A 25,800-nucleotide genomic window follows, 5' to 3' on the forward strand; every position below is an offset into this window, starting at 1 on the left:
GTAGACCAGTCTACCTAGTATCGTGCCGGCATGTTGCCTTCGAGGATCGAGACGGTCGACTACCACACCGGCGGGGAGCCCTTCCGGATCGTCGTCGAGCCCCCGGTGCCGATCCCGGGCGCCACCGTGGCCGAGCGCCGCGCACGGGCCATCGAAGAGCCCGACGTCCAGGCGCTGCGGGCGGTGCTGTGCTCCGAGCCGCGCGGCCACGCGGACATGTACGGCGGGTTCGTCGTGCCGCCGGACGACGACGGTGCTGACCTGGGCGTGCTGTTCTGGCACAAGGACGGCTTCTCCACCGCCTGCGGGCACGGCACGATCGCACTCGGCGTCTGGGCCGTCGAGACCGGGCTGGTCGCCGCACCGGAGAACGGCAGCGTGGACGTGGGCATCGACGTGCCGTCGGGGCGGGTGACCGCGCGGGTGCACCGCGAGGCCGGCCGGACGGTGGCGGTCGACTTCGTCAACGTGCCCAGCTGGGTGGTCGCCCGCCAGGTCCCGGTGACGACCTCTCGAGGCGAGGTGACCGTCACCGTTGCCTACGGCGGCGCCATCTACGCGACCCTGCCCGCCGATCAGCTGGGCCTGACTGTCACCCCCGAACGTCTCGGCGAGCTAGTCTCGCTGGGCCGGGAGATCAAGCGGGCACTCAACGACAGCGAGCACGCCGTGCACCCGGCCGACCCACGGCTCAATGGCATCTACGGGACCATCTGGTACGACGAGCTCGGAGACACCGACGGACAGGTGCACCAGCGCAACGTGGCCGTCTTCGCCGACGGTGAGGTCGACCGCTCACCCTGCGGCTCGGGCACCTGCGCGCGACTGGCGGTGCTGGCCGACGAGGGCCGGCTTCCGTCTGGCACAGTGCTGCGGCACGACTCGATCGTGGGCAGCACCTTCGCCGGGACGGTACTGGGGACCGTGGACGTCGACGAACGTCGCGCGGTGCTCCCGCAGGTCACCGGGATGGCCTACCGCACCGGCGAGCACCGGTTCGTCGTCGATCCGCACGACGCGCTGGTTCCCGGGTTCGTGCTGCGGTGAGGTTCTTCGACGCGGACGCCGTCGCCGCGCTCGGCCCGGCCGGCGCGGTCCGGGCGGTCACCGATGCACTGCGCGGCGGCCTGGACCCCGCCGCCGACCCACCCCGCACGGCGGTCGGCCTCTCGCACGGCCACTTCCCGCTCATGCCGTCGGAGTCGCCGGCCGTGGCCGGGGTCAAGGTGGCCACCGTCGCCCCCCGGTGATGCGCCACCTCGGCGCGCGCCGCTGTTCGACTCGACGCTGCTCGGCAACGGCGCCGCGGTGGTCGCGGTCGGCTCGCACCAGCCCGACGCCCGCGAGCTCGACGCCGCCCTGCTGGGCCGGGCCACCGTAGTGGTCGAGGACGTCACCACCGCGCTGCGCGAGGCCGGGGAGGTGGTGCTGGCGATCGCCGAGGGCGCTGACCGCCGCCGACCTCGTGCCCGTGCGCGACCTCGTGACCGGCGCGGCTCCCCCGCCGGCCGACCGGCCGCTGGTCTTCACGAGCGTCGGGATGTCCTGGCAGGACCTCGCCGTCGCAGCCGCCGTCGTGCGCACGGCGGCGGCTGGCTGTCCCTGAACGGGCTGCTCTGGGTCATGCGGCCACGTCCCTGTGGGGGGCGACAAGCGGGCTCCCCGGTGGTCCGATCTGCCATGACTGCATCCTGCTCAAGGACTGGAGTCTCCGGACTCGCCGGGGTGGTTCAGGCAGCGATGCTCACCCACGCGCCGATCAGCTGTGCGCGATGTCTGAGGACGTCCTCGTCGAGCAGTGACCGCTCAGGCGAACCGCTTGACGAAGTCGAGCGCCGTCCGGGCGACCTCGCGCCAGCCGTGGTCGATCGTGAGCGAGTGGCCCCGGTTCGGGATCCTCACGATCTCCGTCACGGCGGGGTTGCGCCGCTGCAGCTTGTAGGCGGCGTTCGCGATCGCCCAGGGCACGGTGTGGTCCTTCTCGCCCTCGATGATCAGCAGGGGACCGCGGTCGGGGTTCTTCGTGTCCACCCTCGCCTCGCTCCACGGGTTGAGGTTCGCGGTGCCCATCTGCACGAGGGCCATCCCAGAGCCGGCGACGTGGAACCGGTCGTAGAGCTCCCGCGCCTCCTCCTCGTCCAGCGCGTTCGCCCAGCCGTACGTGAACTGGTCGAACGTGAGGGTGATCGCGCGGCCGCGCGTGCGCGGGTCGACCAGGAACGGGCCCACCCCCTTGAGCACGGAGGCCGGCAGGGGCAGAACGCCGCGGAAGACCCCGGGGTCCATCGCCACCGTGGCAGCCGCGAGGCCGCGGCCCGCGAGCATCTGCGCCAGCAAGCCCCCGGTCGAGTGCCCCATGACAGCCGGCTTCCTGTCCAGGGCCTTGATGACGTCGGTGGTGTGATCGGCGATCTGCTCCAAGGTCTTCCTGGCGAACACGCTTGGCTTCGCCCGGGCCTCGTCAACCGTCTCCGGATCGTCCGGCCAGTCCGGCGTCAGCGGCGCGTAGCCGGCCTGCTCGAAGAAGTCCGCCCAGTTGGCCCAGCTGCTCGGCAGCAGCCAGAGGCCGTGGATGAAGACGACCGGGGTGTTGCCGGAGGAGTTGGCCGCCTCGATCTCCCGGTTCTCCCGCGCGGAGATCGACGCCATGACCAACTCCTCTCCGGTCGGGATGACCTGTCGAGCCCGGCCGACTCGGCGGCCCTGCGGAACCGTCCCAGCTCCTCGTGGAGGTCCGCCAGGGGTTCAGCACTCCCGGCCATGGCTCAGCGTGCCACTCGGCAACGCGGACGTGGTCGGTGGTGCAGCCGCATCAGGGGACGAGGCGTCCTGCGGGCACCGGGCTGACCCAGACCGGGCGCTCAGGAACACCTCGGCGGCATCGCACTCAGCCGAAGGCACCTCCCTCGCTCGCCGTCCTCACCCGGCCGCGGCCGGCCCGAGCGGCCAGCAGTCCGTAGCCGAGCACGTTGGGCACCAGCGCGACGGTGTAGATGCCGGCCTGGACGGCGGGACTGGCCACGTCCAGCCCGAACGGCGCCAGGGCGTAGTGGCCGAGGAACCCGCCGGTGTACGGCTCGCCACCGGCCCGCTCACGCAGCGCCAGCTCCAGGTCGGTGAGCGGGCACGGCGCCCCGGCCAGGTTGACCGCGAGGATCGCTGCGGCCACCGGCGCGTGCACCCACAGCAGCCGGGGCCGGCGCAGCGCGACCAGCGCGCCGGTCACCATGAGGACGACGGCCAGCGCGTGGACCACCGCGACCAGGTGCGCCCACAGCACGCACCCAGCCTGGCACGCCGGAAGGGCGCCGGGGACCCCCCGGCGGGAGGATGAGGCCATGAGCGAGAGCGATGCGGGCGGCCGCGAGAGCGGGTCGGGCAGCCGGGTGAGCCGGTCGGTCGAGGAGTTCGTCGGCCAGCTGCGCAGCTTCACCGACCGGGCGCGCGGCGCGGTGCCGTTCTCGCTGCCGCGGCTGCCCTCGCCGCCCGGTGCGATGTCGGCGGCCCAGCTGCGCGCCATCGACCGGGCGGTGCGCAGCCAGCGGCAGCAGATCGCGGCGATGACCGCCCAGCTGCAGGCCTTCGACGAGCAGCTGGCCGTCTTCGAGCGGATCCTCGACCCGCTGGTGGAGTGGAGCGCGACGTGGGCGCGGCTGGAGGAGTCGGTGGCCGACCTGGTGCGCCGTCCGGGCGACGCCGCCGATCCCGACGACGGGACGGCGGGGACCACGCCGCGCGCCTGAGCTACCGCCGGTCGCGCCGCAGCGGGTGGTCGGGCGGCACCTCGACCAGCGCGATCCGCACGCCCTCGGGGTCGGCGACCCACGCCTCGACCAGGCCCCACGGCTCGGTCCGCGGGTCGCGCAGCACCGTCGTCCCGGCGGCGCGCAGCCGCTCGACCTCGGCGTCGACGTCGCGCACCTGCACCCACAGCGCCATGCCCCGGAGTGGCTCGTCACCGGGCCCGGACACCTCGAGCAGGCCATTGCCCAGGAAGAACACCACCCCGGGGTGCTCGGGCGGACCGAACTCGCGGTACACCGCCAGCCCCAGCACGTCGCGGTAGAAGGCCTGCGACCTCGCGGGGTCGACCGGCCGGAGGAGGACCCGGCTGCTCAGCACGTCCACCCGGGCATCCTGCACCGCTCGAGGGCCTCCCTCGCTACGGCACCAGCTCCTGCTCCTCCCCGGTGAGCCACTCCAGGACGACGATGCTGGCGTCGTCCTGCAGCCGGCCGCCCTGGTGGGCCAGCACGCTGCGCATCAGCCGCCGTACGGTCTCCGGTGCCCGGTCCCCGGCCGCGGACGCCGAGAGGATGAAGTCGGCCAGCCGCTGCTCGCCGAAGAACTCCCCGTCCGGCGAGCGGGCCTCGGTGATCCCGTCGGTGTGGAGCAGCAGCCGGTCGCCGGGCTCGAGGCGGGTCTCGCCGCAGAGCGGCCGGTCCTCCTGCAGTCCCAGCGGCCGGGACGGAGCATGGTGCGGCAGTTGCACGAGCGACGAGCCGCGCAGGATCAGCGGTTCGGGGTGCCCGGCGTTGATCCACCGCAGCCGGCCGGTGTCGATGTCCAGGCGTGCGATGACCGCGGTGGCGAACTGGCTGCCGGGGAACTGGCCGGCGACGGCGGCGTTGACCTCGGCGGCGATCTCGGGCAGGTCGAGCATGTTGCGGCGGGCGTGGCGGTAGGCGCTGATCGCCACGCTGGCCAGCACCGCGGCGGGCAGGCCGTGCCCGACGGAGTCGATGACCAGCAGGTCGGCGGTGTCGCCGTTGACGGCGTAGTCGAAGCTGTCGCCGCCGACGTCGTAGGCCGGTTCCAGGCCCCCGGTGATGACCACCCGCTCGGTGCCGAAGGTCGGCGGCGGGAGGAGCTCCCACTGCATCTCCGCCGCCAGGCTCAGCGTCTTGCGCCGCCGCAGCCGGGAGAACACGTCGCTGTAGGCGTCCTTCGTCACGACGAGCTCGGCGACCAGGCTCACGAAGGCCTTGAGCCGCTCCTCGGACTCCTCGTCCGGAGTCGACGGCAGCGCCAGCTCCACCACGCCGAGGCGCTCGACGCCGTCGAGCAGCGGCAGCCACATCCGGACGGCCGGCCCGGCGCTGCTGGTCAGTACCTCGACCCGGCGGAACGACCGGCCGGCCATCGTGCCCTCGATCGGCAGCTCCTCGCGCTCGGGGACGCCGTCGCCGGGTACCGGCAGGAGGGCGACCTGTTCGTAGTCGGCCCAGGTACAGGACGGTCTCGGCCACCCCCAGAGCCCGGCCGTGGGTGGCCACGGTGGTCGCCAGCCTCGACGGCGACATCAGGTGCGCCGCCCGCAGCAGCGAGCTCAGGGGGTCGGTCACCGAGCTCGTCCTGTCCGTCGGCGGGATCGGGTCGCAGGCAGGGTATCCGCTGGTCGCCACCGCGGCCGGTCTACGGGTCGGGGCCCGGGAGGCATCGTCCGGGCCGCGCCGGGGCAGGGACAGGGAACACCGGCCGACGAGAGGAGACGGGACGTGGCGCAGCGCTACGAGTACCGGGTGGTCGAGCTCCGGGAGGGGCTGATCGGCGGCAAGATGTCCGGTGACAAGCTGGAGAAGGTGCTCAACCAGCACGCCCGCGAGGGCTGGCAGCTCAAGGCCATCACCTCGGTCGAGGTCAAGGGCCGGATCGGCCCGGGCGGCGTCGAGGGCGTGCTGGTGACCCTGGAGCGCCCGACCACCTGACCGGAGGAGCGCCCGTGCCCGACGCCGTCGCGGTCCGCGCCCGGCTGCGCGCGGACTGCACCCGCTGCGCCGGGCTGTGCTGCGTCGCCCCGGCGTTCGCCGCCTCGGCCGACTTCGCGATCGACAAGCCGGCCGGGCGGGCCTGCCCGAACCTGCGGGACGACGACCGCTGCGGCATCCACGCGCAGCTGCGCGAGCGCGGCTTCCCCGGCTGCACGGTGTTCGACTGCTTCGGTGCCGGGCAGCAGACGGTGCAGGTGACCTTCGCCGGCGCCCCGCACTGGCGGGACTCCCCGGAGCAGGCGGCGGCGGTGTTCGCGGCCTTCGGCGTCCAACGGCTGCTGCACGAGCTGCTCTGGTACCTCGCCGAGGCACTCGCGCTCGACGCCGCCGAGCCGCTGCACCGGGAGCTGGCCGCCGCGCACGAGCGCGCCACCGGCCTCGCCGCCGCCGGACCCGACGAGCTCGCGGCCGTCGACGCCGGCGCTCTGCAGGCGGAGGCCGGCGCGCTGCTGCTGTCGGTGAGCGAGCTGGCGCGGGCGGGCGTCCGGCCGCGCGCAGGAGGCCGGCGGCGGGCCGACCGGCGCAACGCCGACCTCGTCGGTGCCGACCTCCGGCGCGGGGACCTGCGCGGCGTCAGCCTGCGCGGAGCCCTCCTGATCGGGGCGGACCTGCGCGGTGCCGACCTGCACCTGACCGACCTGCTCGGCGCCGACCTGCGGGGCGCGGACGTGCGCGGCGCCGACCTCTCCGGCGCGCTGTTCCTGACCCGGCGCCAGGTGGCCGGCGCCCGCGGCGACGCCGCGACCCGGCTGCCAGCCGGGCTCGAGCACCCGGCGCACTGGGAGGCGGCGTGAGCGAGCTCGCGAGCTCACCGGTCGGCACAGCAGCGCCGGGAGCGCGCCCGACGAGCGCCGGCGAGGAGGACTCGTGAGCGACGACGCCCGCCGCTGGGTCGAGCGGCACCGCGGCGGGGCGGCGCCGGCCGACGTCCTGGCCCTCGCCGACCGGCTGCCCGGTGTCGCGGTCGAGGAGATGACCGGCCGCTGGCGCGGCGCCGAGCTGCCCACCGGCTCACCGCTCGACGGTCTGCTTCCCGCGCACCGCTGGTGGGGCAAGGAGGTGCGCGACGCCGACACCGTGCACCCGCTGCTGTTCCCCGACCGGGCGGGCCGGCCGCGGCCGATCGACCCCGCGCCCGCGCCGCTGACCCTGCTGCGCCGCGCCCCCGGTCTGGCCCGTAGCGCCCCGGCCCGGTTGGCGTTCACCGCCGTCCGGCCGCTGCTGACCACCCGCCGTCCCACCGCCCGGCTGCGCGCGGTGGTGCACCGCGGGGTGCCCACGGCGGCGCTGGTCTACGACCGGCTGCCGGTCGTCGACGTCTTCCGCCGGGTGACCCCGGACCTGCTGCTCGGGCTCATGGACATGCGCGGCCTACCCGGCCCGTTCGCCTTCCTGCTCGAACGGGCCCGCGAGACCGCCTAGAGGTCGTCCTCCGGCCGGTCCTTGTTCCCGGGCGCGTGGCGGCGCAGGAAGCCGGTGACCGAGCCGACCCGATCCGTGGCCTGCCGCAGCCCGTGCACCAGCGGCAGCAGGTCGTCGGCGACGGTGCGCAGGGTGTCCGGCACGGTCTCGATGGCCGGGTCGTCCAGCACCCGCCCCACGCGCTCGAGCCCGGGGCGCAGTGCCCGCACCGGCTCCTCGAGTTCCTCGACCAGGCCCTCCAGCCGTTCAGCGGTCCGCTGCGCCGACGCGATGGTCTCGGTCGCCACCCGCGTGGCGGTGATCAGCTCGCGGACGGCGGCGTTGAGGTCGGCGATCGTCCGTGGCAGCTGCGCGAGCGCCTCGGTCTGCTTCTGCAGGACGTCGACCAGCTCGGACAGCCCCGGGATGCGGGGGAGGCCGAGGCCGCGGAAGGGGTCCACGTGCCCACCGTCGGGGACCCGGGCCGCCGCCGCAACCGCCAGTCCGCCGGAAGGGTCACAGGGCCTTGAGGATGTCCTCCACCCGCTCGCGGGCGTCGCCGAAGAGCATCCGGGTGTTCTCCCGGAAGAACAACGGGTTCTGCACGCCGGCGTAGCCGGTGCTCATGGACCGCTTGAAGACGACGACGTGCTCGGCCTCCCACACCTGCAGCACCGGCATGCCGGCGATCGGACTGCCCGGGTCCTCGAGCGCGGCCGGGTTGACCGTGTCGTTCGCCCCGATGACCAGCACCACGTCGGTCTTGGCGAGGTCGTCGTTGATCTCGTCCATCTCCAGGACGATGTCGTAGGGCACCTTCGCCTCGGCCAGCAGCACGTTCATGTGGCCGGGCAGCCGGCCGGCCACCGGGTGGATGCCGAACCGCACCTCCACGCCCTTCTCGGTGAGCGTGCGGGTCAGCTCCGCCACCGGGTACTGGGCGTGGGCCACCGCCATGCCGTAGCCGGGCGTGATCACCACCGACTCGGCGTCGCGCAGCAGCTCGGCGACCTCCTCGGCGGTGATCTCGGTGTGCTCGCCGTCCTCGGTGCCGGAGGCGGTGCTGCCCTCGTTGCCGAATCCGCCGGCGATCACCGACAGGAAGGAGCGGTTCATCGCCCGGCACATGATGTAGCTGAGGTAGGCACCCGAGGAGCCGACCAGCGCGCCGGTGATGATCAGCAGGTCGTTGTCGAGCAGGAAGCCCGACGCCGCGGCCGCCCAGCCCGAGTAGCTGTTGAGCATCGACACGACGACCGGCATGTCGCCGCCGCCGATCGAGGCGACCAGGTGCCAGCCCAGCGCCAGCGCGAGCACGGTGACCGCCGCCAGCACCCCGAGCGACGGCGAGACGACGAAGACGACGGTGAGCGCGGCGAAGGCCACCAGCGCGCCGAGGTTCAGCCAGTTGCGGGCAGGCAGCATGAGCGGGTTGCTCTTGATCCGCGCCGAGAGCTTGAGGAAGGCGACGATGGAGCCGGTGAGGGTGACCGCGCCGATGAAGACGCCGATCACGACCTCGGCGGAGTGGATGCCGAGCAGGTCGGCCGGCACCTCGGTCTGCTGCCCGGCGTCCGCCTCGACGGACAGGTAGCCGTTCCAGCCGACCAGGACGGCGGCCAGGCCGACGAAGCTGTGCAGCAGCGCGATCAGCTCGGGCATGCCGGTCATCTCGACCCGGCGGGCCCGCCACAGTCCGATGGCTGCGCCGCCGGCCATGGCGACGACGATCAGCCCGACGGCGGCGGCCTCGAGGCTGCGGGCGGCCAGCCCGACGGTCGCGGCCAGGGCGATCGCCATGCCGGCGATGCCGAAGGCGTTGCCCGACTTGGCGGTCTCGTGCCGCGACAGCCCGGCGAGGCTGAGCACGAACAGCAGCGCGGCGACGATGTAGGCCGCGGCAGCGGCTGAGGTGGCGGTCATGTCAGCGCTCCGTGGTGGCGCGGGCCGGCCCGCGGGTGAACATGCCGAGCATGCGGCGGGTCACGGCGAAGCCGCCGAAGACGTTGATGCTGGCCACCAGCACGGCGACCGTGGCCAGCACGGTGACCACGGCACTGGTGTGGCCGATCTGCAGCAGGGCGCCGACCACGATGATCCCGGAGATGGCGTTGGTGACGCTCATCAGCGGCGTGTGCAGCGCGTGGTGCACGTTGCCGATCACGTAGAAGCCCACGACGACCGCCAGGGCGAACACCGTCAGGTTGCCGATCAGCTGGTTCGGGGAGAACGCGGCGGCCAGGAACAGCAGCAGCGCCGCGACGCCGACGACGGCCGCGGTCCGGGCGGGGGAGCGCGGCTCCCTCGGGGCGGGCGCGGGCGGGGCCGGGCGCGGTGCCGGCGCAGCAGCCGGTGCCGCGGACACCTGCACCGGCGGCGGGGGCCAGAGCAGCTCGCCGTCCCGCACCACGGTCATCGAGCGCTGGACGACGTCGTCGAGGTCGAGCACCAGCTGCCCGTCCTTGCCGGGGGTGAGCAGCTTGACCAGGTTGACCAGGTTCGTGCCGAACAGCTGCGAGGCCTGGCCGGGCAGCCGGCCCGGCAGGTCGGTGTAGCCGATGATCGTGACGCCGTTGCCGGTGACGACGACCTCGTCGGGCACCGAGCCGGCCACGTTGCCGCCCTGCGCGGCGGCCATGTCCACGACCACGCTGCCCGGCGCCATGCTGGCCACCATCTCCTCGGTGATCAGCCGCGGCGCCGGGCGGCCGGGGATCAGCGCCGTGGTGATGACGATGTCGACCTCGCGGGCCTGCTCGGCGTACATCGCCGCGGCTCGCCGGTCGTAGTCCTCGCTGGTCACGCTCGCGTAGCCGGTGCCGCCGCCGCCCTGCTGCTCGGTGCCGTCCGTGGGGGAGGCCGGCACCCCCACGTACTCACCGCCCATCGAGGCGATCTGCTCGGCCACCTCGGGGCGCACGTCGGTGGCCCGCACGATCGCACCCAGGCTGCTGGCCGCGCCGATCGCGGCCAGCCCGGCGACGCCCGCGCCGACGACGAGCACCGTCGCGGGGGGCACCTTGCCCGCCGCGGTGACCTGGCCGGTGAAGGAGCGGCCGAACGCGTGCGCGGCCTCGATCACCGCCCGGTAACCGGCGATGTTGGCCATCGAGCTGAGCACGTCCAGCGACTGCGCGCGGCTGATCCGCGGGACGGCGTCCATCGCCAGCGCGGTGATCGGCCGGGCGGCCAGGGTCGCCAGCAGGTCCGGGTCGAGCGCGGGCGCGAGGGTGCTGACCAGCACCGCGCCCTCGCGCAGCCGCCCGACCTCCTCCGGCGTCGGCCTGGCCACGTGCAGGACGACGTCGGCGCCCCACGCGTCGGCCGCCGTCCCCACCCGGGCCCCGGCCCCGTGGTAGCCGTCGTCGGGGAAGCTGGCCGCCGCCCCCGCGCCGGTCTCGACGACGACGTCGTAGCCCAGCGCGGTCAGCTGGCGCACGGTGGTCGGCGTAGCCGCCACGCGCGTCTCGCCGGGCCGGGTCTCCCGAGGGACTCCGATGAGCACGTCCGGTTCCTCCTGCACGGGGTCGGTCGCCGCCCATCCTCGGCGACGGAGCCGGGGACGGGTCGGTCCGGAACGGCGTGCACCGGTGGCGCAGCCAGGGAGATCATGCCGAACCGCGGAACTCCTCCGTGAGTGGGCTGCGTCACCCTCCGCAGCGGGCGCCGCCTCCGCGCCTGCGGGGCCGAGGGTGCACCCCGGGAGGGTGAGGCCGCCGTCCCACGACTGGTGGACGCACCCCCGGGTGCCGTACTCCTGTCCAGGCGGACGAGGGGCACGGATGCCGGTCGACGCCTGTTCGGGAGGGGGGCGCGTGTCAGCGACGACCGCGACCGCTGAGCCACTGGTGCCGGCGGAGATCGTCTCGTCGGTCTTCTACGGGGCCGCGGTGAGCGACGGCCTCGTGCTCCTGGTGGCCGAGGTCGTGGACGGGACGCCGCGGATCGTCTGGGGCAACGAGGGCGCGACGCAGCTGCTGGGCTACGGGGCGGACGACCTGCGGTGGCTGCCGGTCGCCTCGCTGATGCCGTCGTTGCGCGGCGCGGAGACCGGACTGCTGCTCCGCCCCGAGCGCAGCGCACGCATGAACCTGTCCGTCCGCACCGCCAGCGGCGCCCTCGTCGGGGCACTCGTGCTGTGCACCCCCACGCCCAGCGGACGGACGTGGACGCTGCAGGTGGTCCCGGCCGACAGCGGGTCCGAGCGGGTCCTGCGGGCCACCGCCGACGCCCACGAGCGGCGCCTGGCCACGCTGGCCGAGCGCTCCCCGGTGCCCACGCTGCTCTCCGAGCAGGGCATGCGGCTGGCGCACGTCAACGACGCCTTCTGCAGCCTGGTCGGGCTGCAGGCCGAGCAGCTGCTCGGCACCGGCTGGATGGCCACGGTGCACCCCGACGACCTCGACGCCGTCATCGAGCAGGTCGTCGCCGTCCTCGGCGGGCACGACGGGGAGACCAGGGCCCGGTTGGTCCGCGCGGACGGCACCGAGCGGACGACGGTCATCCGCTTCTCGCAACTGTTCACCCCCGGCGTCGGGGCCGGCTTCGTCGGCACCATCGAGGACATCACCGACCGGCTGGCCTTCGAGGCCCGGCTGGAGCACCAGACGCACCACGACCCGCTCACCGGGCTGCCCAACCGCAGCCTGCTCGCCGAGCGGGTGGCCGAGCGGTTCCGTCCCGGCGCCGGCGGCCTGGCCGTCATCTCCCTCGACCTGGACGACCTGACCGTCGTCAACGAGTCCCTCGGCCACGCCGCCGGTGACGAGCTGCTCGTGGAGGTCGCCACCCGGTTGCGCGCCACGGTGCCGTCCGCTGACCTGGTGGCACGCCCGGGCGGCGACGGGTTCGTCGTCGTCTGCGCGGACCTCGACGAGGACGCCGCGGTGGCGCTGGCCGAGCGCATCGGTGCGGCGCTCGCCCAGCCGTTGCGGCTCAGCGGGGTCGACGTCCGCCCGCACGCCAGCATCGGCGTCACCGTGCAGACCGCCGAGCACGGCACGGCGGAGGAGCTCGTCCGCGACGGCGACATCGCGGTGTGCCAGGCCAAGGCCGGCGGCAAGGGCCGCATCACCGTGCTCGACCCGAGCGCCCGGGCCGAGGCGCGGGACAAGCTGCGGCTGGTCGCCGAGCTGCGCGAGGCGATCGAGCGGCGGGAGATCACGCTGCTCTACCAGCCGATCTTCCGCGCCGCCGACGGCGCCCCGGTGGCCGTCGAGTCGCTGGCCCGCTGGCACCACCCACGCCGTGGCCCGATCAGCCCGGCGGTGTTCGTCGCGCTGGCCGAGGAGGGCGGGCTGATCGGCGCGCTGGGCCTGCTGGTGCTCGACGAGACCTGCCGCCAGTTGGCCGAGTGGGACCGCGTGCTCGGCGACGCCGCCCCGCAGCGGGCCAATGTCAACGTCTCGGCGCTGCAGCTCGACGACCGGTTGCACGGCCACGTGGTCACCGCCCTGGATCGGCACGGGCTGGCCCCGGCGCGGCTGCAGATCGAGATCACCGAGTCTGCCCTGATGGAGGACCCCGCCTCGGCCCGCGAGGTGCTCGTGCAGCTGCGCGACCTCGGCGTCTCGTTGGCCATCGACGACTTCGGCACCGGCTACTCGTCGCTGTCCTACCTGCGCCACCTCCCGGTGGACGTCCTCAAGGTGGACCGCTCGTTCGTCGCCGAGCTCGCCGACGGGCACCCCGAGATCGCCTCGGCGGTGATCGCGCTGGCCCGCAGCCTCGGCCTGACGAGCGTGGCGGAGGGGGTGGAGACCGAGGAGCAGTCCGCGCGGCTCGCCGACCTCGGGGCCGGCTTCCTGCAGGGCTTCGCCCTCGCCCGGCCGATGACCGGCTCCCGCGCCGCCGCCTGGTACGCCGCCCACACCCGATGACCGTCAGCCGCCTCGTCCTCCCGGGAGCAGCCGTGCCCACGACCCTGGCCACCACGCAGTCCTTCGACCTCGAGGCGGTGCTGAGCAGTATCGAGACGATGGCCGCGCAGGAACCGACCGCCGCGCAGATCGTGTCGATGGCCGACTCCGACGACACCGACGCGCGCACCCTCGCCCGGACCCTGGCCTCCGACGTGGCGCTGGCGGGGCGGGTGATGAAGCTGGCCAACTCCGCCTACTTCGGCATGCGCGGGCGGGTCACCTCGCTGCAGGTCGCGGTCACGGTCGTCGGCTTCCCCACCGTGCGCACCATGGCCGCCGTCGCGCTGTCCGGCCTGGACGACGAGTCGCGGCTGCCCGAGGGGTTCTGGGCCATGAGCACCTGCGTCGCACTGGCCGCCGCCACGCTGGCCCCGCGGTTCGGCGAGCGGCCGCAGGACGCGCTGTGCCTGGGGCTGCTCGCGCCCCTGGGCGTCGCGCTGCTGCACCACAGCGACACGGAGGGCTACGCCGAACTGGCGGCCGCCGAGCCGACCGCCGCCGGTCGCCGGGCGGCCGAGGTCCGCCGCTACGGCATCCACGCCTTCCGGCTCACCGCGGTGGCGCTCGAGCAGTGGGGCTTCCCACCGAGCATGGTCACCCCGCTGGGCGCGGTCGACGACCACGGCAGCCAGGACGGCGCGCTGCTGCGGGCGGCCCTGGAGGTCGCCACCCGGCTGACGGTCGCGGACCACGTGCCGGTGCCGGTCGAGGAGCTCACCGGCGGGCAGCTCGGCGAGGACGTCGTCGTCGCGGCGCTGGACCGGGTGTGCGCCGAGGCCGACGAGCTGCGCCTGGGGGTGCTCGGGGAGTAGGGCCGCTCACGACCCGGCGGCCTGGACCCGGTCGGCCACGTCCCGCAGGACCGCGGGCCAGTCGTCGATGCCGTACTCGCGGCCCATCCGGACGACGACCACGTCGGTGGCCGGGTCCACGTAGACGTGCTGGCCCTTGTTGCCCCGCGCGGAGAAGCGCCCCTCCCGCTCGGTGTCGACCCACCACCAGTACTGGTAGTGCTCGGCCGGGTCGGCGGAGGTGTCGCGGGCGGTCGCCTCGGCGATCCGGGCCGCGGACACCACCTGCCGGTCGCCGACCCTGCCCTCGTGCGCGACGAGGTACCCGAAGCGGGCGTAGTCGACGGCCCGGGCGTTGAAGCCGCTCTCCATCTTCGGGAAGCGGGAGGCCTCGCTGTCGGCGCTCCACGACGCGTCGGCCTCGGCGCCGAGCGGCTGCCACAGCACCTCGCTCGCGTACTCGGCCACCGGGGTGCCGGTGGCCCGCTCCAGGACCAGTCCCACGAGCAGCGGGTTGTAGTTGTCGTAGTGCCAGCGGACGCCCGGGGCCTCGTCGATCTCCACCGAGAGGGCCGTCGCGCGCAGGTCGGGGGAGTAGTAGGTGACCGAGTCGTCGCTCCAGGGCAGCCCGTGCTCCTCGTAGTGCAGCCCCGACGACATGGTGACCAGGGACCGCAGGGTGACCCGGGCGAAGTCGGGGTCCCGGTCCAGCAGTTCCGGCACGTAGATGGTGACCGGGTCGTCGAGGCTGCCGATCTGGCCGCGGTCGAGGGCGATGCCGACCAGGGTGGAGAGGATCGACTTGGCGACGGAGAACGACGTCTGGGTCGCCTCCCTCCCTCCGCCGTGCAGGTACCGCTCGACGACCAGCTCGTCGCCGCGCAGGACGAGGAACGCCTGGGTCCCGGTGCGCTCGAGCAGCGCGTCCAGGTCCTCGGTCCCGCCGTCGGGCACGGTCACCTCGTCGAGGACGCCGTCGGGCAGGGACGCCGGCCGGAGCTGCAGGGTCTGCGGGCCGGCGGGGACCGGCAGCGCCGGGAAGCGCCGCCAGTCGTCGACGTCGGCGTCGCGCCAGACGACCGCCCGCGCCACCGCGGAGGAGTCGAGCGCGGCCAGTGCCCACAGCTGCACGCCCCCGGCGGTGACCGCGAGGAAGGCCAGGGCCGCCACCAGCGCGGTGACCGTCCGGCCGCGCCTGCGGCGGACGAGCCGGGCGACGCCCCAGCCGGCCAGGCCGGCGACCGCGAGGAGGAGCGGCACGAGCAGCGGGGACGTGAGCACACCGGGAGGCTAGGGACCGCCGGGCACCGCGCGGCCGGGTGGAAGGCCGCGCGTGTCCGGACCGGGAGACGACTGCGGCCGGCGTCGCACGTGGGGACGCCGGCCGCAGGCCGTTCGCTCGTTGCTCAGCCGGTGTAGGGCGCACCCAACGGGTCGACGGTCTCGTGCCCGGTCACGTCCGCGGCGAGGCGGGACAGCGCCCAGTCGCCGTCGCCGAGGACGTGGTCGATGGCGGTGAGCCGGCTGGTGTGGTGGCCGATCGTGTACTCGGCGGTCACGCCGATCCCGCCGTGCAGCTGGATCGCCTCCTTGCCGATGTGCCGGCCGGCGCGGCTGGTCTGCAGCCGGGCGCGGTCGGCGGCGGTGACGACGTCCCCGCCGGCGTCGGCCACCATCGACGCCCACAGCGCGGTGCTGCGGGCCAGCTCGAGCGAGACGTACATGTCCGCGGCGCGGAAGGTGAGCGCCTGGAACCGGTTGAGCGTCACGCCGAACTGCTTGCGGGTCTTAAGGTACTCGGCGGTGGTGCGCAGCGCCGTGTCCATCGAGCCGATCGCCTCGTGGGCGTAGGCGGTGCGCGCCTCGGCGAGCACCCGCTCGATCTCCGCGGTGCGGTCCGCAGTGCCCTCGCCGAGCAGCTCGGCCGGGGTGCCCTCGAAGCGCACGTTGGCCGCGCGGCCGCCGTCGTGGGTGCGGTAGCCGCTGCGGGTCAGGCCCGCCGCGTCGCCGCGGACGAGGAACAGCGCCGTCCCCCCGTCGACCACCGCGGAGACCACGAGGACGTCGGCCCGCGCACCGTTGAGGACCGGCTCCTTGACGCCGGTGAGCGTCCAGGAGTCGCCGTCCTGGCTCGCGGTGACGGCCTCGGCAGCCGGGCTCCAGCGGGTGCCCGGCTCGGCGTGCGCGGCGGCGGCCAGCGTCGTCCCCTCGGCGATGCCGCCCAGGATCTCGCCCTTCTGGGCGTCGGTGCCGACGGCGGCGACCAGGCCGCCGGCGAGCACGACCGCCTCGACGAACGGCTCGGGCGCGAGCACCCGGCCGATCTCCTCGGCGACGATCGCCACCTCGATCGGCCCGGCGCCCATGCCGCCGTGCTCCTCGGCGAAGGGCAGCCCCAGCAGCCCCATCTCGGCCAGCCGCGACCAGGTCTTCTCGTCGAAGCCGGGGTCGGTGCCGGTCACCCGGCGGCGCTGCTCCCCGTCGCCGTAGGCGCGCTCCAGCAGACCGCGCACGGCCTCCCGGAGGTCGTTCTGCTCACTGTCGAAGGTGAAGTCCACGGTTGCCTCAGAGCCCCAGGATCGTGCCGGCGATGATGGTGCGCTGCACCTCGTTGGAGCCTCCGTAGATGGAGACCTTGCGGTAGTTGAGGTACTCCGGCGTGGCCACGCGGGCCCAGTCGGGGACCTCGGAGCCGCCGTCGGCGAACGAGGACAGCGAGAGCGGGCCGGCGATGTCGACCACCAGCTCCGTGGCGGCCTGCTGGAGCTCCGAGCCACGGAGCTTGAGCACCGACGAGGCCGGGTGCGGCTTGCCGTCGGCCGAGTGCGCGGCCACGCGCAGCGCGGTCAGCTCGAGCGCGAGGAGCTCGTTCTCCACCTCGGCGATACGGCTGGCCATGCGCGGGTCCTCGGCCAGCGGGCGACCGCCCACGGTGACCTCCTGCGCGTACGCCTTGGCCTGGGCCAGCAGCCGCTTGGTGCTGCCGACCCGCGCGATGCCCACCCGCTCGTTGCCGAGCAGGAACTTCGCGTAGTCCCAGCCGCGGTTCTCCTCGCCGATCAGGTTCTCGGCCGGCACGCGGACGTCCTCGAAGAAGACCTCGTTGACCTCGAAGCTGCCGTCGATGAGCTCGATCGGCCGCAGTGTGACGCCGGGGGTGTCCATCGGGAACACCAGCAGCGAGATGCCGCGCTGCTTCTTCTCCGCGGTCGGGTCGGTGCGGACCAGGCAGAAGATCCAGTCGGCGTGCTGGCCCAGCGTCGTCCACGTCTTCTGGCCGTTGACGACCCAGTCGTCGCCGTCGCGGACGGCGGTGGTGCGCAGGCTGGCCAGGTCGGAGCCGGCGTCGGGCTCGGAGAAGCCCTGGCACCACCAGATGTCGAGGTTCGCCGTCTTGGCCAGGAACCGCTCCTTCTGCTCCTGGTTCCCGAAGGCCGCGATCACCGGGCCGATCATGCTGGCGTTGAAGGCCAGCGGTTCGGGCACGCAGGCCAGCTGCATCTCCTCGCGCCAGATGTGCCGCTGCAGCGGCGTCCAGTCCCTGCCGCCCCACTCCACGGGCCAGTGCGGTACGGCGAGCCCAGCGGCGTTCAGGATCCGCTGGGTCTGGACGTACTGGTCCTTCGAGACGTGCCGGCGGGCCGCGACGGTGTCGCGGATCTCCTGCGGCACCTGGGTGGTGAAGAACGTCCGCATCTCCTCCCGGAAGGCCTCCAGTTCCGGGGACAGTTGCAACCGCATCGGGCCTCTCTCCTGACGGCGACCGTGCCGTCTCGCAGGGTGGGAGACCGACTCTCCCACAATTCCTACCGACGGGTAGAACCGGTCGGTACGGGTTCCCGCGGCGTGTCGGTCGGGGGGAACGTGGGCGGTGTGCCGCCCGTTGCCGGGCCATGGAGCTGACCTGTCCCAAGTGTCACGGTCCGATGCGCACCTACGAGCGCAACGGGGTCCACGTCGACCAGTGCACCGAGTGCCGCGACATCTTCCTCGACCGCGGTGAGCTCGAGCGGCTGATCGACGCGGAGAACGCCTGGCACGGCGGCCGGTCCGCGGCGTCCGCGTCCCCCGGCGGGTCGGCCGGGTACGGCACGGCCCAGGGGACGTCGGGCCACGGCAGCGGCCACACCGCCGGCGGGCGGGCTCGGCGCGGTGGTCGGCGAGGTGCTCAACCAGGTCCAGAAGAAGCAGCACTCCTCCGGGTACGGCCACAAGCGCAAGCAGTCGTTCCTGGGCGAGCTCTTCGGCTGAAAGAGGACCACCCTTCCCCCCACGCCTCGCAGGCTCGGCGCGGGCCCCTGAAGGGTGGCCGTTCCGGTGCGTGATGGGGCTGGCGGCGGGCCCCGCTCCGCGGGGGGACGCTGGGAGGCGTGTTCGACGTCGACTGGATGGGCCAGCTCGGCCGCGAGGTGCTGCAGGAGCGGCTGCCCGCGCTGATCGCCGAGACCTGCGCGTGGACCGTCGGGATGTCCGACCGGCCGCACCACGAGCGGCGCCGCGGCCGGCTGGGCGAGACCGGCGGGACCATCGGCGACCGCATCGCCCATGGGCAGCCGCTGTCCGGCGAGGAGGACGGCCGGCTCGACCTCGGCGACGCCCGGCCGGGCAGCTTCCGCGACGTGCTGAACGCGGTGGACGCCACCGGGGTCCTCTACGCCGACCGGTTCGACCGCGAGGTGCTCGAGCCGTTCGTGCTGGCCACCTGCGTGCTGGCCGCCGAGCGGGCGCGGGCGACCCGGCGGGCGGAGTGGGCCGAGCTGCTGGACGACCTCGGGGAGGACGGCCGCGACCTGGTCGGCGTGGTCCGGGCGGGGGAGTGGGAGGCGTCGCTGCGCACGGAGGCCGAGCACCTGGTGCTGGCCGCGCTGGCCGACGTCCCGCTGCTGGAGGTCGAGGCCGAGGGGCTGCCGCTGTCGCTGGTGCGGGCGGCCGAGGCGCTCACGTGGGAGGCCGCGACCGCTCCGCCGTCAGCACCCTCGGGGGAGGACCCGGCCGCCTCGGGTGCGGTCTTCCTGGCCCGGGCCGCGGTCGCGGACCTCGACGAGCCGGTGCCGCCGTCCCAGGCCGACCGGGTGCTCACCGCGCTGCTCGCCGAGGGCATCGAGCCGGAGGAGCTGCCCGCCGTCCTGCCGCACCTGCCGCTGGCGCCGGGCACCGCGGACGCCGTCCTCACCCTGCTCGACGCCGGCCGCTGACCCCCCCGCCGGGTCCGAGCGTGCCTCGCTGGACACCGCCCTCGCGCCGGGGTGCCTGCCTCCGTCACGATGGGCGCCGGTGGTGGTCCAGGGCGCCTGGGTGCCCCGGTGGACGGAGGACGGGATGACGGAACGACAGCCGGTCGAGCCCGACGCGATCATCGGGAGGGACGGGGCCGCGGTCCCGGGTCCGCGCCCGCGGGGTTCCGGCGTGGCGCCGCAGCGGCGCCCCTCGCTGGTCCCGGCGCTCGCGCGCGTGGCGCTCGCCGGGCCGCTGCTCACCGCGTCGGCGGTCGCGCTCACCGCGGCCGCGGCCGCCAAGGCGGTCGAGCTGGCCGGCCGGATCGCCCAGCAGCGGATGGGTGCCGGCGCGGTGGAGCAGGTGTTCCCCGGCGGGTTCGAGGTCACCTGGACCAGGGTCGAGGTCCGCTGGCGCCCCTGAGAGTCGCCGCTCCCCACAGCCCGGCGCGACGAGGCCGACCAGGCCGCTGCCCGGCGCCGCGAGGGATCCCGAAGCCGGTGGCCGGCAGCTGTGGCCTCGTCAGAGCTCGAGCGGGAGACCGGTGTAGTTCTCGGCCAGCTCGCGCGCGGCGGCCTCCGACGAGCAGACCCGCCGCAGCTGGGAGAGCTGCAGCTCGGCGTCGAAGTCGTCGCCGGAGCGGTGCAGCATCGACGTCATCCACCAGGAGAAGTGCGTGCACCGCCAGACGCGGGCCAGGGCGCGGTCGGAGTAGGAGTCGACCAGGTCGGTCTCCTTCTCCTGCAGCAGCCGCACCAGCGCCTGGGCCAGCAGGGTGACGTCGGCGACGGCGAGGTTGAGGCCCTTCGCGCCGGTCGGCGGGACGATGTGCGCCGCGTCCCCGGCGAGGAAGAGGCGGCCGCGGCGCATGGGGGCGCTGACGAACGAGCGCATCGGCAGGATCGACTTCTCCGTCACCGGCCCGCGGTTGACCGACCAGCCCTCCAGCGCCATCCGGGTGTCGAGCGCGTCCCAGATCCGCTCGTCGGACCAGTCCTCGATCAACTCCTTCGGGTCCACCTGCAGGTACAGCCGGGACACCGTGGGCGAGCGCATCGAGTACAGCGCGAAGCCCTCGGGGTGCCAGGCGTAGATCAGCTCGTCGGTGGCGGGCGCGGCGTCGGCCAGGATGCCCAGCCAGGCGTAGGGGTAGGTGCGCTCCCACACCCGCCCGCCGGCCTCCTGCACCACGGCGCGGGAAGGGCCGTGGAAGCCGTCGGTGCCGGCGACGACGTCGCACTCGAGCACCTGCGGGACGCCGTCCGCGTCGGTGAACCGGATCCGCGGGTTGTCGCCGTCGACGTCCTCGGGCCGGACGTCGGAGACCTCGAACAGCAGCGGCGGGCCGCCGTCCAGCTGGGCCTTGATGAGGTCCTTGGTGACCTCCGTCTGCCCGTAGACCCACACGGTGCGCCCGCACAGCTCAGGGAAGTGCAGGGTGTGCCGCACACCCGGGTACTGCAGGTGGATGCCGGAGTGCTCCAGACCCTCGCGCTGCAGCCGGTCACCGACCCCGGCCGCGGTCAGCGTGTCGACGGTGTGCTGTTCGAGGATGCCGGCGCGGATCCGCGCCTCCACGTAGTCCCGCGACCGGTTCTCCAGGACGACCGAGTCGATGCCCTGGAGGGCCAGCAGCCGCGACAGCAGGAGGCCGGCCGGGCCGGCGCCGATGATCCCCACCTGGGTGCGCACGGGCCGAGTGTGACCGCCGCTACGCCGGGATGGGAACCGTTCGCTCCCGCTCAGTGGAAGGGCTGTGCCCGTGCCAGCTCCCGCCCGATGCCGCGCGCGGCCACCTCCAGCACCGGCACCAGCCGCAGCAGGTCCCGCCGGTGACTGGGGACGACGACGCCCAGGGCGGCGACGACCGCCGGGCCGGCCGGTCGCTCCACCCGCACCGGGACGGCGACCGACAGCGTGCCCAGCGACATCTCCTCGGCGGTCCGCGCGTAGCCGCGGCGGCGCACCTCGGCGATCTCCCGGCGGAGCCGCCCGGGGTCGACGATGGTGTGCCGCGTCTCGCGGGTCGGCGTGCGCAGCACCGCCTCGGCGACGTCCTCCGGCGCGGCGGCCAGCAGCACCTTGCCCACCCCGGTGGCGTGCAGCGGCAGCCGGCTGCCCACCTGGCTGACCACCGGCACCGACTCGCGGCCGGAGACCCGCTCGACGTACAGCGCGCTGCGGCCCTCGCGGACCGCCAGGTGCACGGTGTCGCGGGTCGCGGTGTGCACGTCGAGCAGGAACGGCGCGGCGACCTGGCGCAGCTCCAGCTGCACCGGCGCGAGCAGGCCGAGGTCCCACAGCCGCCGGCCGATCTCGTAGCGGCCGTCGGGACGCCGCTGCAGCGCACCCCAGTCGGTGAGCTCGCCGAGCAGCCGGTGCACGGTGGTCAGCGGCATGGCGGATCGCTCGGCGATCTCCGACAGCGACAGTCGCGGGGCGCCGGTGTCGAAGGCGCCGAGGACGGCGAGCGCGCGGGACGTGACCGACCGCCCGGGCGTGCTGCTCCGACCGGCCATCGCACCTCCCGGCTTCCGTCCATCGGAAGCGATCGCTTGGGCAGCGTAGAGCCGGGCCGTACCTTCCACGCTATGACCGGCACCACATCGGAGAGCAGGCTGATCCTGCCGCGCTACCTGCGCGAACCCGCCGAGAAGCGGACGCCCGTCGGGTTCCCCGACTACCGGAGCACCGCGCTGCGCGCGCCGTTGCGGACGCCCGTCGACCTGCCGCACCGGCTCACCGAGATCACCGGCCCGGTGCTCGGCGAGGACCGGGTGCTGCCCCAGGACGCCGACCTGACGCTGCGCAACGGCGGCGAGGCGATCGGCCAGCGGATCCTCGTGTACGGCCGCGTGCTCGACAGCGACGGCCGCCCGGTGCCCGACGCGCTGGTCGAGGTGTGGCAGGCCAACGCGGCCGGCCGCTACCGGCACGTCGCCGACAACTGGCCGGCGCCGCTCGACGCGCACTTCGACGGGCTCGGCCGGGTGGTCACCGACAGCCTGGGCCGCTACGAGTTCCTGACGATCAAGCCCGGCGCCTACCCGTGGGGCAACCACCACAACGCCTGGCGCCCCGCGCACATCCACTTCAGCCTGTTCGGCCGGGCGTTCACCCAGCGGCTGGTCACCCAGATGTACTTCCCGGACGACCCGCTGTTCGGTCAGGACCCGATCTTCAACGCGATCCCACCCGTCGCCCGGCACCGGGCGGTCAGCCGGTACTCCCTCGAGCGCACCCAGGACAACTGGGCGCTGGCCTTCGAGTGGGACATCGTGCTGCGCGGCACGGACCAGACCCCGTTCGAGACCGAGGACGACGGAGACGTGGCGTGATGACAGCCGAGGGAGCATCGCAGGGAGCGCCAGCGACCGAGGCGCGGAATCGCACGGGAGGTATGGCGTGAGCGCGCAGTTCGTGGACCCCCTGGACGTCCCGCCGGACCCGGCCACCCCGTTCCAGCCCCGGTCCGGGCAGCGCGGCAGCGGCTTCCTCACCGAACCGTTCCGGCTGGGCACCACCCCGAGCGCCACGGTCGGCCCGTACCTGGCCATCGGTCTGACCTGGCCGGACGGCATCTGGGCCGCGCAGGAGGGCACCGAGGGCGGGATCTGGATCCGCGGCCGCGTGCTCGACGGCGCGGGCGACGTCGTCCCCGACGCCATGCTGGAGACCTGGCAGGCCGACCCGGACGGCCGCTTCCCGTCGCCCGAGGACCCCCGCGGCGGGTCGTCCCACCCGGGCTTCCGCGGCTACGCCCGCGCCTCGACGGTCCACCCGCCGGGGGAGTTCGAGATCTTCACGCTCAAGCCCGGCCGGGTGCCCGACGGCGAGGGCGGTCTGCAGGCGCCGCACATCGACGTCTCGGTCTTCGCCCGGGGCCTGCTCGACCGCGTCGTCACCCGGATCTACTTCGCCGACGAGGCCGCGGCCAACGCCGAGGACGTCGTCCTGCGGGGGCTGACCGAGGAGCAGCGCCGCACGCTGGTCGCGGAGCCGACCGACGACGGCTACCGCCTGGACATCCACCTGCAGGGCGACCAGGAGACGGTGTTCTTCGCCGTATGACGCTGCTCTCCGGGACCTTCGCCCGCGGCGGGGCCGCGGCCGCCGTCTCCGACGACGCCTGGTTCCGGGCGCTGCTGGCCGTCGAGGCCGCACTGGCCCGCGCCGCGGCGCGCACCGGGCTGGTGCCCACCACCGCGGCCGACGCGGTCACCGCCGCCTGCACGCACCCCGAGCGGCTGGACCTGGCGACCGTGGTGGCCCGGGCGGCGGACGCCGGCAACCCGGTGCCGCCGCTGGTGCGGGTGCTGCAGGACGCGGTGGGCGAGCGGGAGGCGGTCGCCGTCCACGTCGGGGCCACCAGCCAGGACGTGCTGGACACCGCGCTGCTGCTGATGGCGCGGGCCGCGATCGCCGCGGTCGACGCCGACCTGGCCGCGGCCGCGGAGACCGTCGCGGGGCTCGCCCGCACCCACCGGGACGACGTCCTGGCCGGCCGCACGCTCATGCAGCAGGCGCTGCCCACGACCTTCGGGCTCAAGGCCGCCGGCTGGCTGGCCGGGCTGGACGGCGCCCGGCTGCGGCTGGCCGAGGTGGTCGCCGAGCTGCCGGTGCAGTACGGCGGCGCGGTCGGCACGCTGGCCGCCAGCGGCGGGGCCGGCGTCGCGCTGCGGGCGGCGCTGGCCGAGGAGCTGCAGCTGACGAGCACCGCCGTCCCGTGGTTCACCGTCCGGCTGCCGGTCGCCGACCTGGCCGGGGCGCTGGGCGCGGCCGCGGGCGTGGTCGCCACGGTGGCCGTCGACGTCGTGCTGCTCGCCCAGACCGAGGTCGCGGAGGTCGCCGAGGTGGGCGAGGGGCGGGGCGGGTCGTCGGCGATGCCGCACAAGCGCAACCCGGTCGCCGCCATCTCGGCCCGGGCCTGCGCCCGCCGTGCGCCGGGGTTGGTCGCCACGCTGCTGTCGGCGATGGAGCAGGAGCACGAGCGGGCCGCCGGCGGCTGGCACAGCGAGTGGCCGACGCTCACCGAGCTGCTGACCACCGTCGGGTCGGCGGCGTCGTGGCTGGCCGAGAGCCTGCGCGGGCTGCGCCCGGACCCCGCGCGCATGGCCGCCACCGCCGCGGCCGCGGCCGAGGGTCCGCTGGCCGGCGCGCTCGCCGAGGCGCTGGCACCCACCCTCGGCAAGGGTGCGGCGCACGACGCCGCGGCCGCCGCCGTCCGCGAGGCCCGCGACAGCGGCCGGCCGCTGGCCGAGGTCGTCGCCGCCCGCACCGACGTCGACGTGCGTGCGGTGCTCGCGGCCGGTACACCCGACGTCGGCGAGGCCGGCGCCCAGGTGGACGCCGCGCTCGCCGAGCACGACCGCCTGACGACGGGCTCGGGAGCATCGCAGCGAGGAACGAGCGAGGAGCGGACCGAGCCGCGGAGTCAGGCCGATGGACATCGGCTCACGGAGGGACGCCCATGACAGCCGTCGAGGTCTCGTACACCGAGGACGGGCCGGCCGACGCGCCGGTCGTCCTCCTGTCCAACTCGCTGGGGGCCACCCGCGGCATGTGGGACCCGCAGGTGCCCCCGCTGGCCGAGCGCTACCGGGTGGTCACCTACGACACCCGCGGCCACGGCGAGTCGCCGTCCCCCGCGGGGCCCTACTCCCTCGACGACCTGGTGGACGACGTGCTCGCGCTGCTCGACCGGCTCGGCGTGCGGCGGGCCCACGTCGCCGGGCTGTCCCTGGGCGGGATGATGGCGCTGCGGCTGGCCGCCCGCGAGCCCGCGCGGGTGGACCGGCTGGTCGCCCTGGCCACGTCGGCCAAGCCCGATCCGCAGGGCTTCCTCGACCGGGCCGCGGCGGCCCGCTCCGGCGGGACCGCGCCGCTGGCACCGACGGTGGTGAGCCGGTGGCTGACGCCGGCGTACGCCGCCGAGCACCCCGACCTGGTGGCGCGGCTCGAGGCGATGATCGTCGCGGCCGACGACGAGGGCTACGCGCTGTGCTGCGAGGTGGTCGCGGCGGTGGACCTGCGCGAGGACCTGGGGCGGATCACCGCCCCGACGCTGGTCGTGTCGGGCGCCGAGGACCCCGCGCTGCCGCCGCCGCACCAGCAGGCGATCGCCGAGGGCATCGCCGGCGCCTCGCTGGTGTCGGTGAGCCCGGGCGCGCACCTGCCCAACCTCGAGCAGCCGCTGGAGGTCACCGGTGCGCTGCTGGGGCACTTCGACGCGGCGGGCGGCCACGCGTGACCGAGCTGCCCGACACCGACGACGCTCGCCGGGCTCTGCACCCCAGCACGGACGACGAGCGCCGTGCTGCCGGCATGCGGACCCGGCGCGAGGTGCTCGGCGACGCCTGGGTCGACCGCGCCGTCGCGAGCACGACGCCGTTCACCACCGACTTCCAGGACTTCATCACCCGGGTGGCCTGGGGCGACGTGTGGCAGCGCCCCGGCCTGGCCCGCCGCGACCGAAGCCTCATGACGCTGTCGATCACCATCGCGCTGCGCCACTGGGACGAGTTCGCGCTGCACGTGCGGGCGGCCAAGAACAACGGCCTGTCCGACGAGGAGATCGCCGAGGTGATCCAGCACGCCGCCGTCTACGCCGGCGTGCCCGCGGCCAACCACGCGTTCAAGGTCGCCGCGCCGATCCTGGCGGAGCTGCGCGGCGAGGGCTGACCGCAGCCGGTGGTGTGCGTC

The 25,800-nt window shown here is 74.6% G+C and carries 28 protein-coding genes; 16 read left to right on the top strand and 12 right to left on the bottom strand.

Going from position 1 to position 25,800, the window contains the following annotated elements; all coding sequences use genetic code 11:
* The first annotated feature begins 30 nt into the window (after positions 1-30).
* From ACWIX7_RS23050 to ACWIX7_RS23060, 3 genes are all read left to right on the top strand, one after another.
* The gene (locus tag ACWIX7_RS23050; RefSeq protein WP_448618727.1) at positions 31-1,047 is read left to right on the top strand and encodes a proline racemase family protein; all 1,017 of its coding nucleotides are present in this window, start codon (positions 31-33) and stop codon (positions 1,045-1,047) included.
* A complete protein-coding gene (locus ACWIX7_RS23055) occupies positions 1,044-1,250 on the top strand; it encodes a hypothetical protein (protein ID WP_448618728.1) in 207 nt (68 codons plus the stop codon). Before ACWIX7_RS23050 ends, ACWIX7_RS23055 begins: the two co-directional genes overlap by 4 nt.
* Positions 1,251-1,471: 221 nt before the next feature.
* Positions 1,472-1,606: a hypothetical protein gene (locus ACWIX7_RS23060; protein WP_448618729.1), complete on the top strand. Its 135-nt coding sequence runs from the start codon at positions 1,472-1,474 to the stop codon at positions 1,604-1,606.
* Between the two features lie 200 nt (positions 1,607-1,806).
* Here ACWIX7_RS23060 and ACWIX7_RS23065 read toward each other — a convergent pair whose 3' ends face one another.
* Positions 1,807-2,649 (bottom strand): alpha/beta hydrolase, encoded by an 843-nt coding sequence (locus ACWIX7_RS23065; RefSeq protein ID WP_448618730.1) that lies wholly within the window; start codon positions 2,647-2,649, stop codon positions 1,807-1,809.
* 238 nt (positions 2,650-2,887) lie between these two features.
* Positions 2,888-3,280 (bottom strand): DUF2784 domain-containing protein, encoded by a 393-nt coding sequence (locus ACWIX7_RS23070; protein ID WP_448618731.1) that lies wholly within the window; start codon positions 3,278-3,280, stop codon positions 2,888-2,890.
* Positions 3,281-3,338: 58 nt separating this feature from the next.
* On the opposite strand from ACWIX7_RS23070, the gene ACWIX7_RS23075 reads away from it, so the two are divergent.
* Positions 3,339-3,743 carry a hypothetical protein gene (locus tag ACWIX7_RS23075; protein ID WP_448618732.1) on the top strand — a complete coding sequence of 135 codons (405 nt, stop codon included), beginning with the start codon at positions 3,339-3,341 and terminating at the stop codon, positions 3,741-3,743.
* Position 3,744: 1 nt separating this feature from the next.
* Here the strand turns inward: ACWIX7_RS23075 and ACWIX7_RS23080 are convergent, their stop codons facing one another.
* On the bottom strand, positions 3,745-4,128 hold the full coding sequence (locus ACWIX7_RS23080) for a VOC family protein (RefSeq protein WP_448618733.1): 384 nt from the start codon (positions 4,126-4,128) through the stop codon (positions 3,745-3,747).
* Between the two features lie 34 nt (positions 4,129-4,162).
* A complete protein-coding gene (locus ACWIX7_RS23085) occupies positions 4,163-5,143 on the bottom strand; it encodes a PP2C family protein-serine/threonine phosphatase (RefSeq protein WP_448618734.1) in 981 nt (326 codons plus the stop codon).
* Between the two features lie 355 nt (positions 5,144-5,498).
* On the opposite strand from ACWIX7_RS23085, the gene ACWIX7_RS23090 reads away from it, so the two are divergent.
* From ACWIX7_RS23090 to ACWIX7_RS23100, 3 genes are all read left to right on the top strand, one after another.
* The gene (locus ACWIX7_RS23090; protein ID WP_091439226.1) at positions 5,499-5,708 is read left to right on the top strand and encodes a DUF4177 domain-containing protein; all 210 of its coding nucleotides are present in this window, start codon (positions 5,499-5,501) and stop codon (positions 5,706-5,708) included.
* Between the two features lie 14 nt (positions 5,709-5,722).
* Positions 5,723-6,565, top strand: coding sequence for a pentapeptide repeat-containing protein (locus ACWIX7_RS23095; protein WP_448618735.1), 843 nt, complete (start codon positions 5,723-5,725; stop codon positions 6,563-6,565).
* 73 nt (positions 6,566-6,638) lie between these two features.
* Complete coding sequence (locus ACWIX7_RS23100) at positions 6,639-7,193, top strand: DUF4334 domain-containing protein (RefSeq protein WP_448618736.1); 555 nt, start codon at positions 6,639-6,641, stop codon at positions 7,191-7,193.
* Here the strand turns inward: ACWIX7_RS23100 and ACWIX7_RS23105 are convergent.
* From ACWIX7_RS23105 to ACWIX7_RS23115, 3 genes are read right to left on the bottom strand one after another with little or no spacing between them, the layout of a single operon-like run.
* Positions 7,190-7,633, bottom strand: coding sequence for a hypothetical protein (locus ACWIX7_RS23105; RefSeq protein WP_448618737.1), 444 nt, complete (start codon positions 7,631-7,633; stop codon positions 7,190-7,192). The two genes, ACWIX7_RS23100 and ACWIX7_RS23105, sit on opposite strands and share 4 nt — an antisense overlap.
* Before the next feature lie 55 nt (positions 7,634-7,688).
* Complete coding sequence (gene pntB, locus ACWIX7_RS23110) at positions 7,689-9,095, bottom strand: Re/Si-specific NAD(P)(+) transhydrogenase subunit beta (protein WP_448618738.1); 1,407 nt, start codon at positions 9,093-9,095, stop codon at positions 7,689-7,691.
* Between the two features lies 1 nt (position 9,096).
* On the bottom strand, positions 9,097-10,695 hold the full coding sequence (locus ACWIX7_RS23115) for a Re/Si-specific NAD(P)(+) transhydrogenase subunit alpha (RefSeq protein WP_448618739.1): 1,599 nt from the start codon (positions 10,693-10,695) through the stop codon (positions 9,097-9,099).
* Between the two features lie 292 nt (positions 10,696-10,987).
* On the opposite strand from ACWIX7_RS23115, the gene ACWIX7_RS23120 reads away from it, so the two are divergent.
* Both ACWIX7_RS23120 and ACWIX7_RS23125 read left to right on the top strand, forming a co-directional pair.
* Positions 10,988-13,051, top strand: coding sequence for a putative bifunctional diguanylate cyclase/phosphodiesterase (locus ACWIX7_RS23120; protein ID WP_448618740.1), 2,064 nt, complete (start codon positions 10,988-10,990; stop codon positions 13,049-13,051).
* Between the two features lie 32 nt (positions 13,052-13,083).
* Complete coding sequence (locus tag ACWIX7_RS23125; RefSeq protein WP_448618741.1) at positions 13,084-13,905, top strand: HDOD domain-containing protein; 822 nt, start codon at positions 13,084-13,086, stop codon at positions 13,903-13,905.
* 6 nt (positions 13,906-13,911) lie between these two features.
* On the opposite strand, the gene ACWIX7_RS23130 is transcribed toward ACWIX7_RS23125, so the two are convergent.
* The 3 genes from ACWIX7_RS23130 to ACWIX7_RS23140 form a co-directional block, all read right to left on the bottom strand.
* Entirely contained in the window at positions 13,912-15,165 is a 1,254-nt protein-coding gene (locus ACWIX7_RS23130) for a serine hydrolase domain-containing protein (RefSeq protein WP_448618742.1), read from the bottom strand.
* A 125-nt stretch (positions 15,166-15,290) separates the two neighbouring features.
* Positions 15,291-16,442: an acyl-CoA dehydrogenase family protein gene (locus ACWIX7_RS23135; protein ID WP_448618743.1), complete on the bottom strand. Its 1,152-nt coding sequence runs from the start codon at positions 16,440-16,442 to the stop codon at positions 15,291-15,293.
* Between the two features lie 7 nt (positions 16,443-16,449).
* Entirely contained in the window at positions 16,450-17,625 is a 1,176-nt protein-coding gene (locus ACWIX7_RS23140) for an acyl-CoA dehydrogenase family protein (protein ID WP_448618744.1), read from the bottom strand.
* Positions 17,626-18,254: 629 nt separating this feature from the next.
* Between ACWIX7_RS23140 and ACWIX7_RS23145 the strand changes: the two genes are divergently transcribed.
* The gene (locus ACWIX7_RS23145) at positions 18,255-19,079 is read left to right on the top strand and encodes a hypothetical protein (protein ID WP_448618745.1); all 825 of its coding nucleotides are present in this window, start codon (positions 18,255-18,257) and stop codon (positions 19,077-19,079) included.
* Positions 19,080-19,203: 124 nt separating this feature from the next.
* Positions 19,204-19,521: a hypothetical protein gene (locus ACWIX7_RS23150; protein ID WP_448618746.1), complete on the top strand. Its 318-nt coding sequence runs from the start codon at positions 19,204-19,206 to the stop codon at positions 19,519-19,521.
* A gap of 99 nt (positions 19,522-19,620) precedes the next feature.
* Here the strand turns inward: ACWIX7_RS23150 and ACWIX7_RS23155 are convergent, their stop codons facing one another.
* Both ACWIX7_RS23155 and ACWIX7_RS23160 read right to left on the bottom strand, forming a co-directional pair.
* Positions 19,621-20,790, bottom strand: coding sequence for a 4-hydroxybenzoate 3-monooxygenase (locus tag ACWIX7_RS23155; protein WP_448618747.1), 1,170 nt, complete (start codon positions 20,788-20,790; stop codon positions 19,621-19,623).
* A gap of 50 nt (positions 20,791-20,840) precedes the next feature.
* Positions 20,841-21,617 carry an IclR family transcriptional regulator gene (locus tag ACWIX7_RS23160; RefSeq protein WP_448618748.1) on the bottom strand — a complete coding sequence of 259 codons (777 nt, stop codon included), beginning with the start codon at positions 21,615-21,617 and terminating at the stop codon, positions 20,841-20,843.
* 72 nt (positions 21,618-21,689) lie between these two features.
* Between ACWIX7_RS23160 and pcaH the strand changes: the two genes are divergently transcribed.
* The 5 genes from pcaH to pcaC all read left to right on the top strand — a co-directional run bounded on the left by pcaH (position 21,690) and on the right by pcaC (position 25,779).
* Complete coding sequence (pcaH, locus tag ACWIX7_RS23165; RefSeq protein WP_448618749.1) at positions 21,690-22,436, top strand: protocatechuate 3,4-dioxygenase subunit beta; 747 nt, start codon at positions 21,690-21,692, stop codon at positions 22,434-22,436.
* A gap of 67 nt (positions 22,437-22,503) precedes the next feature.
* On the top strand, positions 22,504-23,169 hold the full coding sequence (pcaG, locus tag ACWIX7_RS23170; protein ID WP_448618750.1) for a protocatechuate 3,4-dioxygenase subunit alpha: 666 nt from the start codon (positions 22,504-22,506) through the stop codon (positions 23,167-23,169).
* Complete coding sequence (gene pcaB, locus ACWIX7_RS23175; RefSeq protein ID WP_448618751.1) at positions 23,166-24,572, top strand: 3-carboxy-cis,cis-muconate cycloisomerase; 1,407 nt, start codon at positions 23,166-23,168, stop codon at positions 24,570-24,572. The genes pcaG and pcaB overlap by 4 nt, the downstream gene beginning before the upstream one ends.
* A complete protein-coding gene (gene pcaD / locus ACWIX7_RS23180) occupies positions 24,569-25,348 on the top strand; it encodes a 3-oxoadipate enol-lactonase (RefSeq protein WP_448618752.1) in 780 nt (259 codons plus the stop codon). The genes pcaB and pcaD overlap by 4 nt, the downstream gene beginning before the upstream one ends.
* Entirely contained in the window at positions 25,345-25,779 is a 435-nt protein-coding gene (gene pcaC, locus ACWIX7_RS23185; protein WP_448618753.1) for a 4-carboxymuconolactone decarboxylase, read from the top strand. The genes pcaD and pcaC overlap by 4 nt, the downstream gene beginning before the upstream one ends.
* The last annotated feature ends 21 nt before the right edge of the window (positions 25,780-25,800 follow it).

The organism is Geodermatophilus sp. URMC 65 (assembly GCF_053502545.1).